Genomic DNA, 18,112 nt, shown 5'->3' with positions numbered 1-18,112 from the left:
TGAAAAAAAGTATCATTTTTGTCAAAAATAAAAAAGCTCTCCTACTCCAATCATACGGAATAGAAGAGCCTCAATTATTTACCCACATTAATTAGCTTTTTATTTATTTCTCCTTGTATCGTTACTACTTGGCCTAATTCTTCTTTTTTCACACCTAACACTGCGCATCGTTTACAATAATAATAAGTGTATATGGTTTCGCAGTAATGTGGGGTCCCGAAATCGCCCCACTTCACAATTTTAGGATTAGCTGATTCCTTCATAGGACAATTACATTTTTCACAAACCAACTTAGTCACCTTCAAGCTTGTAAAAATCCAATCATACTTTTAGTATAAAAGTCTTTCTGATATATACAAGTCCTAAATCTATGTATACAAAATTTCTATCTCTCATATGCTATATAGAAATCTAATGACTTAAAAAGGACCTCAATTTTGAGGTCCTTTTATCTTTTAAACTTTGAATTTGCTAACCGCATTTTGTAGATTCTGTGCAAGCTTAGCAAGATTCATGCTGGCGGAAGCAATTTCTTCCACAGAGGCCGACTGTTCTTCCGTAGCTGCCGAAATGGATTCGGCTTCCGTAGCTGTTGCCTTGCTTACTCCGGTGATGCTTTGCACTGCATCCACGATATTTTCGCTGCTGCTTGCTAATTGCTGTACCACTGCGGAAATATCGGTTACTTGACTTGATACATTGTCAATCAAACCGCGAATCTCATCAAAGGATTTTCCTGCTGTCCGGACAACTTGGGCGCCGTTTTTTACTTCATTAGAGCCTTTATTCATGGCCCCTACAGCTTCATCCGTATCTTTCTTGATTTCCGTAATCAGCCCAGAAATCCGTTTGGCTGCTTCTTTCGATTGCTCGGCAAGCTTACGAACTTCCTCGGCCACTACAGCGAAGCCTCTGCCTTGTTCTCCCGCTCTAGCCGCTTCAATTGCGGCATTGAGCGCCAACAGATTTGTTTGTCCGGCAATCGCCGTAATGTCTTCTACTATCTGACCAATTTCTTGCGAACGAATGCTGAGCTTATTCACTGCTTCGGCTGCATTCTTCGACGCTTTCTCAATTTCATTCATCTGATCCACTACTTTGCCCACAGCTTCGCTGCCTTTGAGAGCTGAGCGAGCTGTATTGTCGGCAATTGCTGCAACGGCTGTGGCGTTGCTTGCTGCTTGCTGGACGCCGCCAGACATTTGGGTCACTACATTTAGTGTATCCGCTGCAGCTGTTGACTGTTTGTTTACGCCATCAGCTACGGTAATGACTGATACAGCCACTTGATTCGATGCTTGAGCTGATTGTTCCGCATTGGCCGTCAATTCTTCCGATGCAGCGGCAACTTGCTGTGCATCATCAATCACTTCAGCCATAATTGTTCTGAGGTTTGCAATAAAGGCATTGACGACTTTCGCTAAATCACCGACTTCATCTTTGCTGTATATAGCGATTTCCTGGGTTAGATCGCCGCCTTTTTCCACAAGATCACCTATTGATTTTTCCAGAGTCCTTAGGGGCCGTACTACCGACAAAGCGATGACTACTGCAATGATCGTGCCACTGATGGCGCTGATGATCGATGCGACGATTAGACTAATCTTACTGAAGGAAGCAGCTTGAGTGCTAATTGCAACTGATTCGCCGGATCCATCTTCGTTGATTTTAACAAGTTCTTGCAATAATTCACCCATCTCATTTACGAGGGGACGACCTTTGACAAATTCGCGATTGGCTCCGGCGATGTCATTTTTCCGGACAGCTTCTTTGATTCGTACTGCAATTGGCTGATATTCTTGCCATCTAGCAACAAATTGCTCGTAAGGTTTTCTTTCTTCCGGGCTGTTAAATAGGGGTTCGTAAATAGCTTGGTCTTTCTCTACCTTTTGCTGTCTATCAGTAATGAGCTGATCTAAACGCTCCCTGGCCGCGCTATCTGATTCGAGTGCGAAAGCATATAAGAACCGAATGTAGTTTAAGAAATCATCATTGATTTTACCAGCCGCTTTAATGCTAGGAACCCAGTCTGTAGCAAGTTCATGCACTTCACTTTGTGCCTTATTGAGCTGGTAGAACACGAAGGATGAAGAAAGTATGCTAATCAAAATCACTAAGGAAAAACCTAAGGAAAGTTTCTTTTTTATAGTCATGGGGATCGCCTCCTCACTAGTTGTTGTTATTTTCATTCTTATTTTGATCATTTGAAAGTTAATTGTAGGTACTTGGTTTGAATTGAAAGAGTGAAAAAGATGATTCTATCATATTTGTTATTTGATCATTGGTAATTGTTTTCGTATGGGGAAGAATTTCATCGACGACCAGAGCTAGGAACAAACCATTCGATTCAATTAAAATCACATGCTTGTTATCTGATGCTTCTTCTCGTGTATCTCTAATTACGGGAATAGAACCGCTGTCAACCAATCCTTCTAGCCACTTTTCGTGAATCATTCCTGTAACAAGTTCTAAGGGAATTCCATATTCAACAGCGCCCCAGCGGAACATGAGCAGCTTTTTCTTTTTCATAAAACCATCTCCTTTCGAGTAGCTTGTCCTTCTTGTTTTCTTGCTTCTCTTGAGTACAGTGTAATAGAATTAAAGTAAAGTTACTTCTGCCAAAAGATATATTTTGTAATAATTATTCTTTAATAAAAAACACATATTTCACAAGGGGTTGAGCACGATTATGAAGTAATAAAGAACTACATCAAAAGTTATAGAAAACAATTCTGATCATCAACAATCGAAATTCATGTATAAAATAAAAAACGCCCCTACCGCAGCCTCAAGGCCAAAGTAGGGTTGATTATAAAAAATATTATTTATTAATGAGCCCCTAACAAAATCTTTTCTGACTCCAATCCACAGTTATGACACTTTACCGATATAACAACAGTTTGGCTATCCTTAGATAATCTAACGATCTCAAAACCAAAGCCCCCATTTTAGCAGCTAAGATCTCTGTGTTCCCGCATTTGCAGCTTAAATGCATATAATCCCCTCCTACATCCGAGTCTCCTATAAATAAGTGTGAGTGAATATTCAACCTTTTGTGGTACTTCAGCATATACTTTTCTTTCTATAAGACCATCTCTTTCCATATCTCTTAATTGTTGTGTAAGTACCTTTTGACTTACAGCACCTATCGATTTTTTCAACTCTCCAAATCTTTTAGTGCCATCCATAAGATCTCTTAATATCAGCACTTTCCACTTATCCCCTATAAGTAATAAGGTTGTCTCTATATGACAAACGGGTAATTTTTTTTTATGATCTATGCCTCTTTCTTTTTATTATTTGAAAATAACATTGCTATAAAAGAGATATGTATTAGCAATCCTATTGTAAAGAGTCTATATCAGTCTGCAGATAATCCTCTACTAGAAGTATTTTATCTTGAAAATGCCAAGGCCGTTATAGTCGATTTTTCGGGCAGCTTACCGGTAGAATATACTTTTTAATTTATATCTTTAATAAATATTATGAAGTGCCCTGGTTATAAAATATAACCAGGGCACTTATTCTAAAAAGCTAAGTGCATTCAGAGAAATTCTTCATAAAAAACTTTAAATCCCACTGCTTCTATTATTCAAATATACGGAGATACAAATTAAGACTGCACTAACCATTAAGGACATTTTAAAACTTTCATTTAAAAATACTATTGCTAGTACCAGCGAGAATATTGGGACTAAATTCAAATAAATCATCGTACTGCTTGCGCCATATTTTTCTAATGAGTACTGTATCAGAATGTATGTCAGTGTTGATCCAAAAATACCATGATAAATAACCATTATTATTCCTCTCCATGTCACCACTTTATAAAAGTCACTGCTTATTTCAAATAAGAAAAACGGCAATATAACACATAGGGTAACTCCGAAATAATAAAGAAGGATCTGACTAGGCGTATATTTTCTCGGTATTTTTGTATTAATGATACTATATAAAGAAATGCAAAGGACCCCCATTAACATAAGAATATCACCGTAATTCCACTTTATCTCTAGGAACGTACCAATGTGACCATCTGTAATTGTAATCAGTACAGCTACAAGAGATATAAAAATCCCGATAACTTTTTGACAGCTATAATTTTTTTTCAGAAAGGTGCCTTCCAAAAAAAGAGTCATAGCAGGAATTAAAGAACCGATGATAGCAATATTGGAAGCAGAAGTGTATTTCAAGGCCATTACAATCAATAGATTATATGCAAGGAAACCTATCAAGCCTGAAATTGTTAAAATTGGAAGATCTTTGACCTTGAAACATATCTTTTTCTTGTTACTTAGTACAACGGGTAACAATGTAATCAAAGCTATTAAAAATCTGAAAAAGAGAATCGTAAACGTCCCTAATTCTAAAACAGCAATTTTGCCAGTAATAATAACACCAGCTGACAAAATTGCAGCTGGCATCATGAAATGATAGGATTTCATTTTATTTTTTTTGGCAGTAAGCATAAATAAACCCATCATAAACATTATGACTTAACTGAAAACCATATTGTTCGTATAATTTACCAACGATCTCGTTACCATTTGCCACATATACCCATAAATCCTCTACATCATGCTGACTGTTAAGCCATGCCATAATCATATCTGATAATTGTCTACCTATACTTAGGCTTCTATAATCATCATTCACATAGAGTAGTTTAAATGTTCCAATCGTTTTCGGAACTTCGTAGTTTTCAGGATAAAAGCCTATACCGTTCAGCTCTGATGCCCAATCAGGTTTCACCTTCAAAATTTCTTCAGTTACTCGTCCAACACTGGCAAAAGCAAATCCCACAGGCTTTTCTCCATCATAAGCAACTACTAAATGCTTTCTTGAGATATTAGCATATTCCAACTTTAATCTATTATTATAGTTCATACTCCCCATAATATCAGCACGAATCCTTGCATGGTCCGCTTGAAATTTCATCAACTGATTACATAATCCTTCTAAGAAATCAATGCTATTAGATGTAACCACTTTGTATTTAATATTTGTCATAGTATCCTCCTTATAATAGGCTATATTAATGAACAATAAGAAAGAACGATATTTCTTATTAGCTTAGCCTTATTATATCAACCAACTTGTAATAATTAAAATAGCTATATATAATGATATTCATAAGTGTACCCTATAATAAAGAAGCAAAAAAAGGGGGGGCGTCATGGAAATAAGAGAGCTCTTATATGTCAAAACGGTTGCAGATTTTAAGAATCTTACGAAAGCAGCTGAATATTTACATATCACTCAACCAAGTTTATCACAAAGCATTAAAGCCATTGAAGAAAAATTAAAAACCCCTTTGTTTATAAGGAGTAAACGAGGTGTGGAACTCACACAGGTCGGAATAAAATTTATAAGAGATTCAACGCCACTTCTAAATGAATATAATCTTTTTATTTCTAAGCTGAAAAATTATTCGGAGAAAAATTCATCACACTACATTGGGCTATACAAACTCTCATTCACAACATCTCTCAATGATGCTATTATGAGTTTCATATCCAGTAATAGCAAGGATAATTATATAATCAAAGTGGATAACATGGAGAATTTAGAAATGATGTTGCTTTCCAATCATTTGGATATTGCTATTATAAAATATACGCCTATTGCGAAACGACACTCAAAGCTAGCATATGATGTGTTATTCAAAGAAAAGCTCTACGTACTAATGAGTAAGTCCAATCCACTTGCATCATACAATAAAATTTCTGTAAAAAACTTAGAAGGAAACAAATTGATAACAAGTGATACAAATGAATATCCCTATATAATGACAAAAGAAGTTATGAAAAATGCAGGGATTGATCTCGAAATCCACACGTATACCAACTATTATAACTTGCCGATGATATTCAACTTAGTTGAAAAAAATATGGGCATTGCATTTGCAACAAGAGATGTCTGTACATACTTTGACCGCGAAGGAATTATCTATATTCCTCTTATAGAGGACTACTACTATGATGTTTGCATCGTCCAAAATGAAGCAGACAAGCGTTGTGGAAAAAATAGTATGTTAATAGATTATATCCATGATTTTATATAGACATTAATCCAAATTATATTATCTACTACCTGTGCCAAAATTAGTGACTTATTCCACATCCTACTATCTAAAAACAACTCAAAACTGCTAGAAATATGATCATCTTCATCCCTATAAATATTAAATGAAAAACGCCATTACTTTGCCTTTGCTAAAGTAATGGCGTTTTTTATCAAAATCTCTTTTTCAAAAGTCCGATCACGTTTTCCTTGTTGCCGATCACTTCATAGTGATACTTCCTTTGTATTATATTGTACAGCGGCCACAGCAATAGCCTTACCGTTCATAGATCCACTACCGCCACCAACATCTCAGCGCCGATCAAGATCAATCTTATAAATGACTACCTTTTGTTGCTCCGTGGGGAACGTGCTGCCTGACGAATCTTTCGTGATGGGCGTAACTACAGTTCTATTGGTTTCTTCGAGAACTACATGCGGTAAATGTCGAATTATTATTTTTGATCTGCTGCTGGACCGTTTCGGCAGTCTTGGTAACATCCAGCGCTGTTACATAATAATTGGCTACCGGTTGCACTTGTCCTAATCGGATCTTCGCCAATTCATCCGCCAAATATTTCGCATTTTTCTCGGAAATATCAAGTTTATTCTGCAATACGTTGACATTATTCAGAAGTTCTTGTGTAATTTGAACCGGCTGCTCCTCACGATCGTCAACATTGGTATGATTATGTCCGAGAAAATAAGCGCCAGCAATATGATTTACGCCATAACTACGCAACGCAGCTAGTTGCCCTTAATGTACATACTCGCTTGATCCAGGCTCAATTAGGCCACAACGATGAGCGCTCAACGAGAAGGTATACACATGTTACCGAAAAAGCGCAGCAAGATGCAGCGCGGAAAATCGGTAAGACTTTGACAGCAATAAAATCGGGTTGCTGTCAGGTTGCTGTCAAAACACGAAAAGGGCACAAAAAGGCTTCTGAAGAAAAACCTCAGAAGCCTTGATATTACTAGTATTTAATTGGTCGGAGCGGCGAGATTCGAACTCACGACCTCTTCCACCCCAAGGAAGCGCTCTACCAAGCTGAGCCACGCCCCGACTCACAAAAAATATTATACCTAGATTTTACTTACTTGTCAATAGAAAACATAAAAATAACTTTATGTTAATTTGCGGCAAGAACTTCAGCACCGCGTTCGTCTAATGTCAAGATGTGATAGCAAGCTTGAACGCCTGCTTGTTGGAAAGCTTCAACCATAGCCGCTCCGATTTTTTCCGGCTCACTCATGGTAAACGAAATCATGCAAGGACCAGCGCCGCTTAAAGCCGTACCAATCGCACCAGCTTCTTTTGCTGCCGCTATAATGGCATCAAATCCGGCAATAAGGGACTTTCTGTAAGGTTGGTGAAGTCGATCTTCCAAAGCCGTCGTCAAAAAATCATAATTGCCGCTGCAAAGGGCGCCTACTAATAAAGCTGTGCGGCTTACATTAAACAAAGCGTCACTATAAGTCACTTCTTTCGGCAGTACTTGCCGCGCTGTTTTGGTAGCTAACTGAAAATCTGGTACAGCCACAACCATCGTTAAAGGCTTTGACGGTAAAATTGGTAAGCACTTTCCCTTGCCCTGTTCCATAAAGCCGATGGTAAGACCGCCAAATAAGGCTGGCGCTACATTATCAGGATGGCCTTCCATTTCTGTAGCTAGCTCTAAAAGCTCGGCTTTTGACAGCTTGCCGCCAGCTAGAGCATTAGCCGCAACTAGACCGCCTACAATAGCCGCCGCACTGCTGCCTAGACCTCTGGCTAAAGGAATTTGATTTTCCAAGGTTAGACGAAAACCACGGCTAGGGTAATCAACCTTCTCCCAAACCTTTTGAATTGCTTTTACTACAATATTATGATCTGGGCCAGGAATTGATTCCTTGCCTTCGCCTTCTACTTCAATTTCAATCGAAGCATCATTTCGCTCTTCGATGGATACATAATTATAAATGGAACAAGCCATCCCCAGTGAATCAAAGCCTGGTCCGCAATTGGCCGTTGTTCCGGGAACACGTACTCTTACAGATGCCATGATATCCCCCGCTTAAATTCCGTCGATTTCTTCTGTTTCTACACGAATTACACTCTTGATGTTTGTCACTACAGGCATTCCTGATAAAGTCCGTAATGCCATACGTACATTGCCATCGGTAACTCGGTAAGTAATCAGAACAATTTCTGAGTAATTATTTACTTTACGTTTTTGAATAACAGAGTGAAGACTGACTTGCTGCGCACCAAAAGCGCCAGCAATAGCCGCTAAAACGCCGGGCTTATCTTCCACAAGAATGCGGATATAGTAGGGAGAGTAGGTCTTTTCTACGGGGCAAAGATCACGTGTTTCAAAACATGTACACAATATACGACTGCTGACATGATGATACAAATCGCGAGCCACATCCATAACATCCGCTACGACAGCGCTCGCCGTAGGCATTTCTCCGGCACCGCGACCATAAAACATCGCTTCGCCAATGGCATCGCCTTTTACATAGATCGCATTGAACACATCGCTGACTGCAGCTAAAGGATGGCTTTTCGGAATAAAAGTCGGATGAACTCGTACGTTGAGGCCTTCCTCTGTTTCCTTCGCGGTAGCAATCAACTTAATGATATAGCCAAGTTCTTTCGCATAGGCTACATCCTCGGCAGAAATGTTTTCAATTCCTTCTACTGATACATCATCTAATGGAACTCTTGTATTAAAAGCAATAGATGCCAAAATAGCAATCTTACGCGCCGCGTCCAAGCCGCCAATATCGGCAGTCGGATCGGCTTCGGCATACCCTTTGTCCTGGGCTTCTTTAAGCACAGTGTCAAAATCAAGCAGCTCTTCCGTCATTTTTGTCAGAATATAATTTGTCGTACCATTGACAATTCCCATGACTTCCGTAATATGATTCGCAGCAAGACATTGCTTTAACGGACGAATAATCGGAATCCCGCCGCCAACGCTAGCTTCAAACATAAAGTCCACGTTATTTTCTTCAGCTGCCGCAAAAAACTCTTTGCCATACAGCGCAACTACATTCTTGTTTGCTGTTACGACATGTTTTCCCGCCTTAAGGGCTTTCAATATATACGTCCGAGCTGGCTCTTCACCGCCGAGAACTTCCACGACAATGTCGATATTCGGATCAAGCAGAATCTCATCAGGATCTGTCGTAATGACAGCATCCGTCTGTACTCCTCTAGCCTTTTCCTTGTTGCGCACCAAAATTTTAGCAATCTTTACAGGCATGCCTACTTTTTGGGCCATGGAACAAGTATCATTTTCAATAATTTTAACAACTCCGGTACCGACTGTCCCGAGTCCTAATAAACCGACCTGAATCGTCTCTTTCATCGCAGCTTCCCCTCTCCCATGACCAACTCTGTTATTAGGCTTGACCTAATACTTCTAATCGTTTGACGCCTTCAATCATTCTCAGTTTATCAAGCAACGCTTCTAAATCAATATCAAGCTCCGCCGTTTCAATGGAAATCGTCGCATTGGCTACTCCCTGGAGAGGAATACCCTGATTGATCGTAAGAACGCTGCCGCGATCGCCAGCAATGGTGTTTAAGACACGCGAAAGCACACCCTGCTTATGCTCTAAAAGCAGCGCTAAAGTAACAATTTTCTCCTGACTCGCTTCATAAAAAGGAAATACATAATCTTTGTATTTGTAATAAGCGCTGCGGCTTAATTCCATTTTTTCCACAGCCTCATTAATGGTTTTTACTTCGCCTCGTTTTAAGAGTTCTTTGACTTTGATTGTTTTTTTAATTGCTTCAGGCAAGATTTCCTCCCTGACAAGATAAAATACGGCTTTTTGACCCGTCACTGTATTGCCTCCTTCTAGTGCTTCATAAACGGAACATTATCTATTTACAGTAGACATTATATAATACAGGCCAAAATAACACAAGAAAAATTATTTATTTTTCACTATACGTCTCTCACCTATCAACACAAGGTATATTTATAGTGAATTTTCAGTATAAAGCAATTTATAAAAAAAGAACCAGTCTCCTCTGACTGGCTCTTCCCTTTAAAAAATGATACAAATCAGGCCACCGCTGCCGTCATTTACAATTTTTTGTAAAGTTTCTCTAAGTTTGATCTGGGCATTTTCGGGCATACCTGTTAACTTGTTCTGTATTCCTTCCCGTACAAGTGCATTTAAGGATTTTCCAAAGAGATTTGTGCGCCAGATTTTTTCCGGCTCGCCCTCAAATTCTCTCATAAGATATTGAATCAATTCTTCACTTTGCTTTTCCGTCCCGATAATCGGCGATATTTCCGCCTGCACATCCGTTTTAATAATATGCAGTGAAGGAGCGGACGCTCTCAGTTTTACGCCAAAGCGGTTGCCTGTACGAATAATTTCCGGCTCTTCCAAAACCATCTCGTCAAGCTGGGGCGTAACGATTCCATAACCTGTCGTTTTGACTTCCGATAGCGCCATGGCCACTTTGTCATATTCCCGTTTCGCGTAGGATAATTCTTTCATGAGCCGTAGCAACTGATGTTCACCGCCAATAGTAAAACCAGTCAATTCTTCTAAAATGGAATAAAATAAATCCGGTCTTGCAGTCATCTCAATCACGGCGACACCACTACCCAGGTCCATATCATGCAAAATGACATCAGCAATAAACTCGTAGCTTGATAAATCATCAATAGCCCTGTCAATATCTCGCAGACGCTTAATATATTGGACGACTTCATGGACAGCATCGTCAAATTTAAGACGCAGCCAATGATCTGTTTCTAACTCCTCTACCCATTTGGGCAAAGAAATATTAACTTCCTTGACAGGAAACTCATAGAGAACTTCCTGCAAAATCGCATAAATATCATCAGAATTTAATTGAGCGCAGTCGACAGGCAAAACCGGCACATCATATTTACTCTCTAGTTTGGCAATCAGTTCGCGCGTTTCTTTCGCTGTCGGCCTATTCGTATTGAATAATACGAGAAAAGGTTTGCCGATTTCTTTTAATTCGGTAATGACCCGTTCTTCCGCTGCCGTATAGTTCTCACGGGGTAAGTCGGTCACTGATCCATCCGTCGTAACCACAAGACCAATCGTAGAATGCTCGGCAATGACTTTTTTCGTTCCTACTTCCGCTGCTTCTTGAAAGGGAATTTCTTCTTCAAACCAAGGAGTCAGCACCATACGCGGCCCATCTTGCTCTTCATAGCCTAATGCTCCGTCAACAGTGTAACCAACACAATCAACCAGGCGAACGCGTACTGTAACATTTTCTTTGATGGAAATTTCCACTGCCTCATTCGGAATGAACTTGGGTTCTGTTGTCATGATTGTTTTTCCGGCAGCGCTTTGGGGCAGTTCATCTTTGGCCCGCTCTTTGTCATAAGGATCCACAATATTCGGCAGCACTAAAGTTTCCATAAACCGCTTAATAAAAGTAGATTTTCCTGTGCGTACCGGACCAACTACGCCTAAATAAATGTCGCCGCCGGTCCGTTCGGCAATATCGCGAAATAAATCAAATCTTTCCATTTTGTCCCCTCCCCTGCTTCCCCTGGCCTCGGCTCACAAACTAAGCAAAATCGTCATTATCATTATAAATATATGTGGAGGGTTCCTAATTATACCAAAAGAAAAAGAGTATGGAATATTCCATACTCTTTTTACCAGTTTTCTTCGGTTCGACCGCGAGTCATGAGATCAAGCACAGCCTGTTTGGGATCTTTGCCTTGATAAATTACGCGATACGCCTCATAGGTAATGGGCATTTCTATTTGGTGCAGTTGCGCTAACTCATAAGCAGCTTCTGTCGCTCGAATTCCTTCCACAACCATTTTACTGCCCTCTTGAATCTCCGTCATACTTTGCCCAGCGGCAAGCATCAGTCCGGCACGACGATTCCGACTATGACGGCTGGTACAAGTAACAATTAAATCGCCAGCGCCGCTCATACCGGAAAAAGTGTCATTGGTTGCGCCCATGGCCACGCCAAGACGACGAATTTCAACAAGCCCTCTGGTCATCAATGCCGCTTTGGCATTATCGCCAAAGCCCAGTCCTTCGGCAATACCTGCACAAAGAGCAATAATATTTTTTAAGGCGCCGCCTAGTTCGACGCCAATAATATCGTCATTTGTATAAGGCCGAAAGGCTATTGTCATAAGGAGTGTCTGCACAAGCTCCGCCGCCGTCCGATTCGCTGAAGCCACCACAGTCGCTGCCGGTGAACTAAGAGCCACTTCTTCAGCATGATTCGGTCCGGATAAAGCCACAACAGCGCCTGCATCAGGCATTACCTGTGCTAAAATTTCTGACATACGATAATAGGTTTTGGCCTCAAGCCCTTTTGCGGCGCTCACGAGAATCGCCCCTTTTGCTATATAAGGCTTGACTCGTTCGGCCATTTCCCGCATGACTTTTGAAGGATTGACGAAAAAAATCACCGAAGCTTCCGTTACTGCTTCCGCTAAATCCGTAGTGATCGCTAATGAATCAGGCAAAGCAACACCAGGCAGATAGGTCTTATTTTCCCGATCTTGTTTCATTGCTTGGGCCTGATTGTCGCTGCGCGCCCACAGATAAACCTGCCTGTTTTCAGTGGCGGCTTGACTGCTTTCACTTAATAGTTTCGCTAAAGCGGTGCCCCAACTGCCAGCGCCGATTACAGCAATTTTCATGAAGCTCACTCCTTCTTCACGATATTTTTGCTATTGCCTGGCTTAATTTTAAGCTCTTCGCCGCGCAGCAATCTACCGATATTGGGCTTATGACGATAAATAACAAATAAAGCCGCTAGTAGGCCAAAGATAAAATATTCCATTTGCACTTGAAAAAACCACATGCACACAGGAACAAGGAAAGCTGCCACAATCGAGCCAAGCGATACATAGCGAGTAACGAGAACAATAAGCAGCCACACAGTAAACACAATTGCCGTAACTTTTGGCACAAGAACTGCAATTACGCCAAGGCCAGTCGCTACGCCACGACCGCCTTGAAATTTCAAGAAAACAGGCCAGTTATGACCACAAATTGCAGCAATCCCCCCAGCCAAACTGCCAAGCGGCGTACCAACTAAATAAGCACCCAAATAAACGCCGGCGATTCCTTTTGCCGCATCAGTGAGCAAAACAAACAACGCTGGTTTAGGCCCAAGCACACGAAAGGCGTTCGTCGCACCGATATTTTTGCTGCCAAACTGACGAATATCAACTTGGCAGAAATATTTTCCGATTAAAAGACCGTTAGGAATGGAACCGATCAAATAACTTACGAGCAGTGTCATGACATATTCCATTGTAAAACTCCTTTTATTCTTCTTGTTTTTTCCCGCGCATAATCAGGTGAAGCGGCGTTCCTTCAAAACCAAAGGCTTCCCTGAGCTTATTTTCCAAGTAACGATTATAAGAGAAATGCACGATTTCCGGCTCGTTGACAAAGAAAATAAAAGTAGGCGGCTTTACGCTGGCCTGCGTCGTATAGTAAATTTTCAATTTCCGGCCTTTATCTGATGGCGGCGGACTAATGTGAATCGCATCCTCAACCACCTGATTCAACACGCTGGTAGACACGCGCATGCTATGCTGCTCAGCCACATATTTAATAATTTCGGTTACGCGCTGAATCCGCTGCTTTGTCAAAGCGGAAATAAAGAGAACTGGCGCATACTGCATAAAAGCAAGCTCGCTGCGAATGGTATCAGTATAACGAAGGGTGGTTTTGTCGTCTTTTTCCACGAGATCCCATTTATTGACTACAATGGCTACGCCTTTACCTGCTTCATGGGCATAACCGGCAATCTTCTTATCTTGTTCCGTAATACCGTCAGTCGCATCAATGACCATAAGAACGACGTCACAACGGTCTACGGCTCGCAGCGAACGCATGACACTATAGCGTTCTACGGCAATCTCCACTTTAGAACGGCGGCGCATTCCTGCTGTATCAATGAGAACATATTTCTGACCGTCTTTGACAAAATGCGTATCAATGGCATCGCGGGTCGTACCAGGAATGTCACTCACAATAACTCGATCTTCGCCTAAAATGGCATTAACCATCGAGGATTTTCCCACATTGGGTCGACCAATAAAAGCTACTTTGATTTGATCGTCTTCCACTGTGTCGGCATCATCTTTCGGCAAAGCTTTGACAATTTCATCAAGTAAGTCGCCTGTATTAAGCGCATTCGCCGCCGAAATAGGAATCGGCTCGCCAAGTCCCAGATTATAAAATTCATATAGTTCCATACTGTCTTTTTGACTATCTACTTTATTGACAGCTAAAATCACCGGTTTTTTCGCCCGGCGCAACATGGAAGCTACTTCTTCATCAGATTGAGTCATACCGGCTTTGGCATCCACCATAAATAAAATTACATCGGCTTCTTCCATGGCTAGTTTTGCCTGAATACGAATATTCGTCGAAATAATATCCTCAGCCATTACTTCAATTCCGCCTGTATCAATCATGGTAAAGGTGCGGTCAAGCCATTCCGCATCCATATAAAGGCGATCGCGTGTTACACCGGGAAAATCTTCTACAATCGCCACTCTTTTTTTCGCAATACGATTAAAGAGCGTCGATTTACCGACATTCGGTCTTCCTACAATCGCTACAATTGGTTTACTCATCATTCTCACCTTCCAAAATTCAACCTTTAATTCAACCTCTGGATTTGATTATTAATCAGCCTCTTGAATCGATAAATCCATTAGTTCCAGTTTTTCAATAGTTCCAGTAAATCTTTGGCAAACCAAGCCAAACGCACGGGGGTGTTGAGAGCTTCGCTCACGTGATCTGGCGTTTTGCCATCTAAAAAGATATGCTCGCCCTTGCGTAAAGCCACGCCAGGTAAAATAAGTCCATCCATTTCACCGCCAAGCGACTGCAATTGATTGATAATATCTGTGGCAGTTAAAAGTCCTGTCACAGTAATAGCTTTGCCGAAAAAAGTATTTTCAATCGGCACTACGCGAACCTTTAAATTTGTAATAGCAAGTTCTTCGGTCAAAGGAGCAATGATTTTAGCGGCGGAAGCGCCACAAACGACAGTCAAATGAAAGGGCTTTTCATAACCTTGTGTCACTTTCTCCGTTTCCTGCCATTCATCAATAAAGCTGCGGACAAGACCAATGCCATTTTCAAGCTGAGGAAATCCATCATAATCCTCTGTTTTCGGTAAAGGACGGCCTGCCGCCATGTAAAACTCATCGCCAAGATGAACAAAAGTGCGATCTTGTTCCTTCCGGCATTGTTCCTGCCACGAAGAAACTTCATCAATAATGGTTCCTGCTTCCTCGGCCGTAAAGCCTCTGAGTTCAAAGCACTTTTCCCGGTAGCGGGTTAAGCCAACCGGAACAATCGCCATAGAGAGTACGGAAGACGACAGCGCATACAAATTCTCAAAAGTCTTTTTTAAGGCAGGGCCGTCATTAAAGCCAGGACATAATACAACTTGGGCATGAAAATCGACGCCAATATCAATCAAGGCCTTGAGCTGCTGCATAATCTGTCCTGCTCGTTTGTTATTGAGCATACGCGAGCGTAGTTCACCATCTGTCGTATGAACTGATATAAAGAGCGGCGATAAGTGCAGCTTCTTAATCCGTTCCATATCTTTAGGTCCGATATTCGATAAGGTGACAAAATTTCCATAGAGGAAAGAGAGTCGATAATCGTCATCTTTTACATATAAACTTTGTCGCATACCTGTCGGCATCTGATCAACAAAGCAAAAAATACAATGATTGCCGCACCGTCTCACACCGTCAAAAACAGCGCTTTCGAACTCAATTCCTAAATCTTCATCGAAATCTTTTTCTATTTCTATTTCAACAATTTCTCCCGATGCTTTTTCAATAACAAGTTCCACAAATTCATCCGCTAAGGCAAAGCTAAGATCAATCAAATCCTCAACACTTTCGCCATTTACACTGATGAGTGCATCACCAGAAACAAGGCCTATTTCCTCGGCAATGCTCTCAGGCTGAACACTTGCAATTAAGGCTTTATATGCCAAACTACTCACCTCAAAATCATAATTCCTTATTATCTAGCCTTTTCCTGCTTGGCTAGAAATACAAAGGAAAAGAGTGATGAAAAACATCACTCTTTTGTACACCAGAATGAACACCTAATTAATCATATCATGAACTTGCTATTTATTCATCCTTTTTCTTTCCATCTTCCGCTTTGTTTTCCCCTTTTTCTTGTTTTGCCGCAAATAAATTCACAAATTCCGTTGTAGTAAATTGCTTCAGTTTTGCCTTGGCTTCTTTCATACTGCCTGTACTGAGCAGGAGAAATAGTGCGGCGCCAATCACAATCACTACAGCCATAATGCCCATCGATTTAACGGCCCCCGATGGCCCTGTCGTGGTGGTACCGACACCAGCCTGGCCACTCACGCCATTGGCACCGCTTTTGGCAATTACGCCAGGAAGCACATCGGCAAATAAGGCAATACCGCGTTCGGCTTCTTCCTTACTATTCGTATGAGCTCCTACTTCTAATAACATGGATCGGGGAAACAAGTCCTGATTATAATCGCCGCCTTTGGCAAAAAAGATCCCTTTAATGAGTCCCGGATGCTTCGTATCCGCTACCGATTTAAGCTGCAACGCATAGTCTTCAATTTGCTTGCCTGTAGGACCATACTGGCCCACAACGAGCTGCACCTTCGTCACATCCTGACCATTGATCTGTGTCTGATAGACCTGCGGTGGCGTTGAATCACGATGTACGTCAAAAATCGCATCAGGCTGTTCTTTTAAGAGATCAGCTGCGGTCCGTCGCGACCGCTCATAGGCCATATCATCATGCGGATCATGCTTTGCCTCAGAATGAATCACGGTCATTCCCTGCGCTTCTAACGCCTTTGCAAACGAATCGCCGACTTGAAAAATTCCGCCGCCGCCGCGAATGCTGTCCGTGCCATCAGAAGGAACGTAGGATTCGTCCGTATGGGTATGGTAAATCGCAATTTTCCCTTTATCTTCAGCTGTCGCAACAGAAAAATTGAACCACTGCGGCAGCCAGCTGCTAAAAGTTTTTTCCTGCTGCGGCAAATCTGTCGTTCCCAAATACTTTCCTTGGGCCCTATCACCCGTTATTGAAACAATTTCATAACGTTTATTGTCAGCCGTCAAAACCTGATCGCCCTTGCGGACTTTCCATCCGGTCTCGTAAACAACTTGACCGCCTTCATCAATGATTTGATAGTAATTTTCGGCGGCGTAAACCCGCAGCGGCAGCAGTTGCAGTAATAGAATAATAATCGTCAGAAGCCATCTATTCATTCGGTCCACCGCCTTCGGGAAAGCGCTGTGGTTCGTTTTTTTTCTTTTTCCCCTTTTCCGTTAACTCTTTACTAAATTCATAGAGGCCTTCATTATGAATCGGCCCAGCAACATGGCCGCCCTGCAATTTTTCTCTTGTCTCGCCAACAAGCTCGGCAATCATAATACCAACAAGTCCCGCGATGACAGTGACATCAAGGGCGCCAGCGCCGCCAATGGCTGTCGTTCCAGCTGTTTGCGTGCGAAGCAGCGTAACCATATGCCAGATATCACTTAATACGATGCCCAGAACACCGCCAATAAAGGCACTGCGCCGTGAACGGCCTGCAATATAAGCAATGAGCCCGGCAGCAATTCCGTAAATCAGCTTAGGATCTAAAAACATGCTTTCTGGCTCGTCAGGCAAATACTTAGAACCAAGCATAACGGCTGCAGCTACGAGCAGGGCGCTTACAATCGCCCGAACTCTTTCTGCCGTTTGGTCAGCCTTTACAATGAGCCAAATCGACAAGAGTAAGGGAAGTACGGCCCCGCCGATATTGACCGTAACTTCTACAGGCGAACGCAAAATCGTAATATCCATAAAACTTCCGATGATCATTGCAGCAATAAACAGCATCGCCTGCTTATCTGTAAGCCGCATTCTGTCTAATAGCCGTTGAGCCAGACCAAAATAAATTAATACAGCCATAATGATAAGCAAAACCATTCCGAGCGGCATCCCCATTGAATTCCACCTCTCACCTTTTTCTATA

General features: G+C 41.6%; 18 protein-coding genes and 1 tRNA gene. 2 read left to right on the top strand and 17 right to left on the bottom strand.

The annotated features are described in order from the left end of the window. Positions 1 to 455: 455 nt before the first annotated feature. From AC0NJP_RS09975 to AC0NJP_RS09955, 5 genes are all read right to left on the bottom strand, one after another. Complete coding sequence (locus AC0NJP_RS09975) at positions 456 to 2,153, bottom strand: methyl-accepting chemotaxis protein (protein ID WP_474699707.1); 1,698 nt, start codon at positions 2,151 to 2,153, stop codon at positions 456 to 458. A gap of 58 nt (positions 2,154 to 2,211) precedes the next feature. Continuing rightward, a complete protein-coding gene (locus tag AC0NJP_RS09970; protein ID WP_474040314.1) occupies positions 2,212 to 2,529 on the bottom strand; it encodes a hypothetical protein in 318 nt (105 codons plus the stop codon). 419 nt (positions 2,530 to 2,948) lie between these two features. Next, entirely contained in the window at positions 2,949 to 3,227 is a 279-nt protein-coding gene (locus tag AC0NJP_RS09965) for a winged helix-turn-helix transcriptional regulator (protein WP_474699765.1), read from the bottom strand. Positions 3,228 to 3,569: 342 nt separating this feature from the next. Next, positions 3,570 to 4,469, bottom strand: a complete 900-nt coding sequence (locus tag AC0NJP_RS09960) for a DMT family transporter (RefSeq protein WP_474699706.1) — start codon at positions 4,467 to 4,469, stop codon at positions 3,570 to 3,572. Next, positions 4,447 to 5,010 (bottom strand): GNAT family N-acetyltransferase, encoded by a 564-nt coding sequence (locus AC0NJP_RS09955; RefSeq protein ID WP_474040316.1) that lies wholly within the window; start codon positions 5,008 to 5,010, stop codon positions 4,447 to 4,449. Before AC0NJP_RS09955 ends, AC0NJP_RS09960 begins: the two co-directional genes overlap by 23 nt. Positions 5,011 to 5,176: 166 nt before the next feature. Here AC0NJP_RS09955 and AC0NJP_RS09950 point away from each other — a divergent pair, with 166 nt between their 5' ends. Continuing rightward, entirely contained in the window at positions 5,177 to 6,064 is an 888-nt protein-coding gene (locus AC0NJP_RS09950; RefSeq protein WP_474040317.1) for a LysR family transcriptional regulator, read from the top strand. Positions 6,065 to 6,475: 411 nt separating this feature from the next. Here the strand turns inward: AC0NJP_RS09950 and AC0NJP_RS09945 are convergent, their stop codons facing one another. Then, positions 6,476 to 6,805, bottom strand: coding sequence for a hypothetical protein (locus AC0NJP_RS09945; RefSeq protein WP_474040318.1), 330 nt, complete (start codon positions 6,803 to 6,805; stop codon positions 6,476 to 6,478). Between the two features lie 32 nt (positions 6,806 to 6,837). Between AC0NJP_RS09945 and AC0NJP_RS09940 the strand changes: the two genes are divergently transcribed. Next, complete coding sequence (locus AC0NJP_RS09940; protein WP_474699705.1) at positions 6,838 to 7,035, top strand: hypothetical protein; 198 nt, start codon at positions 6,838 to 6,840, stop codon at positions 7,033 to 7,035. A gap of 17 nt (positions 7,036 to 7,052) precedes the next feature. On the opposite strand, the gene AC0NJP_RS09935 is transcribed toward AC0NJP_RS09940, so the two are convergent. The 11 genes from AC0NJP_RS09935 to AC0NJP_RS09885 all read right to left on the bottom strand — a co-directional run bounded on the left by AC0NJP_RS09935 (position 7,053) and on the right by AC0NJP_RS09885 (position 18,084). Next, positions 7,053 to 7,129 (bottom strand) — tRNA-Pro (locus tag AC0NJP_RS09935). A 67-nt stretch (positions 7,130 to 7,196) separates the two neighbouring features. Continuing rightward, positions 7,197 to 8,111, bottom strand: a complete 915-nt coding sequence (gene thrB, locus AC0NJP_RS09930) for a homoserine kinase (protein WP_474699764.1) — start codon at positions 8,109 to 8,111, stop codon at positions 7,197 to 7,199. Positions 8,112 to 8,120: 9 nt separating this feature from the next. Beyond that, positions 8,121 to 9,422: a homoserine dehydrogenase gene (locus AC0NJP_RS09925; protein WP_474699704.1), complete on the bottom strand. Its 1,302-nt coding sequence runs from the start codon at positions 9,420 to 9,422 to the stop codon at positions 8,121 to 8,123. Positions 9,423 to 9,456: 34 nt separating this feature from the next. After that, a complete protein-coding gene (locus tag AC0NJP_RS09920) occupies positions 9,457 to 9,903 on the bottom strand; it encodes an ACT domain-containing protein (RefSeq protein ID WP_474040321.1) in 447 nt (148 codons plus the stop codon). A 207-nt stretch (positions 9,904 to 10,110) separates the two neighbouring features. Beyond that, the gene (gene spoIVA / locus AC0NJP_RS09915) at positions 10,111 to 11,589 is read right to left on the bottom strand and encodes a stage IV sporulation protein A (protein WP_474040322.1); all 1,479 of its coding nucleotides are present in this window, start codon (positions 11,587 to 11,589) and stop codon (positions 10,111 to 10,113) included. Between the two features lie 131 nt (positions 11,590 to 11,720). Further along, complete coding sequence (locus AC0NJP_RS09910) at positions 11,721 to 12,734, bottom strand: NAD(P)H-dependent glycerol-3-phosphate dehydrogenase (RefSeq protein ID WP_474699703.1); 1,014 nt, start codon at positions 12,732 to 12,734, stop codon at positions 11,721 to 11,723. Positions 12,735 to 12,739: 5 nt separating this feature from the next. Continuing rightward, positions 12,740 to 13,354 carry a glycerol-3-phosphate 1-O-acyltransferase PlsY gene (gene plsY / locus AC0NJP_RS09905; protein WP_474699702.1) on the bottom strand — a complete coding sequence of 205 codons (615 nt, stop codon included), beginning with the start codon at positions 13,352 to 13,354 and terminating at the stop codon, positions 12,740 to 12,742. A gap of 13 nt (positions 13,355 to 13,367) precedes the next feature. Beyond that, positions 13,368 to 14,690 carry a ribosome biogenesis GTPase Der gene (gene der / locus AC0NJP_RS09900; RefSeq protein ID WP_474699763.1) on the bottom strand — a complete coding sequence of 441 codons (1,323 nt, stop codon included), beginning with the start codon at positions 14,688 to 14,690 and terminating at the stop codon, positions 13,368 to 13,370. Positions 14,691 to 14,770: 80 nt separating this feature from the next. Beyond that, positions 14,771 to 16,078 carry a DUF512 domain-containing protein gene (locus tag AC0NJP_RS09895; RefSeq protein WP_474699701.1) on the bottom strand — a complete coding sequence of 436 codons (1,308 nt, stop codon included), beginning with the start codon at positions 16,076 to 16,078 and terminating at the stop codon, positions 14,771 to 14,773. Positions 16,079 to 16,220: 142 nt separating this feature from the next. Next, on the bottom strand, positions 16,221 to 17,357 hold the full coding sequence (gene spoIIP, locus AC0NJP_RS09890) for a stage II sporulation protein P (RefSeq protein ID WP_474699700.1): 1,137 nt from the start codon (positions 17,355 to 17,357) through the stop codon (positions 16,221 to 16,223). Beyond that, complete coding sequence (locus tag AC0NJP_RS09885) at positions 17,350 to 18,084, bottom strand: DUF1614 domain-containing protein (protein WP_474040327.1); 735 nt, start codon at positions 18,082 to 18,084, stop codon at positions 17,350 to 17,352. Before AC0NJP_RS09885 ends, spoIIP begins: the two co-directional genes overlap by 8 nt. Positions 18,085 to 18,112: the final 28 nt, after the last annotated feature.

The organism is Pelorhabdus sp. sgz311002, assembly GCF_056134285.1.
Note: the sequence above shows the minus strand (reverse complement) of the source record. Positions and strands in the feature narration are given on the sequence as shown.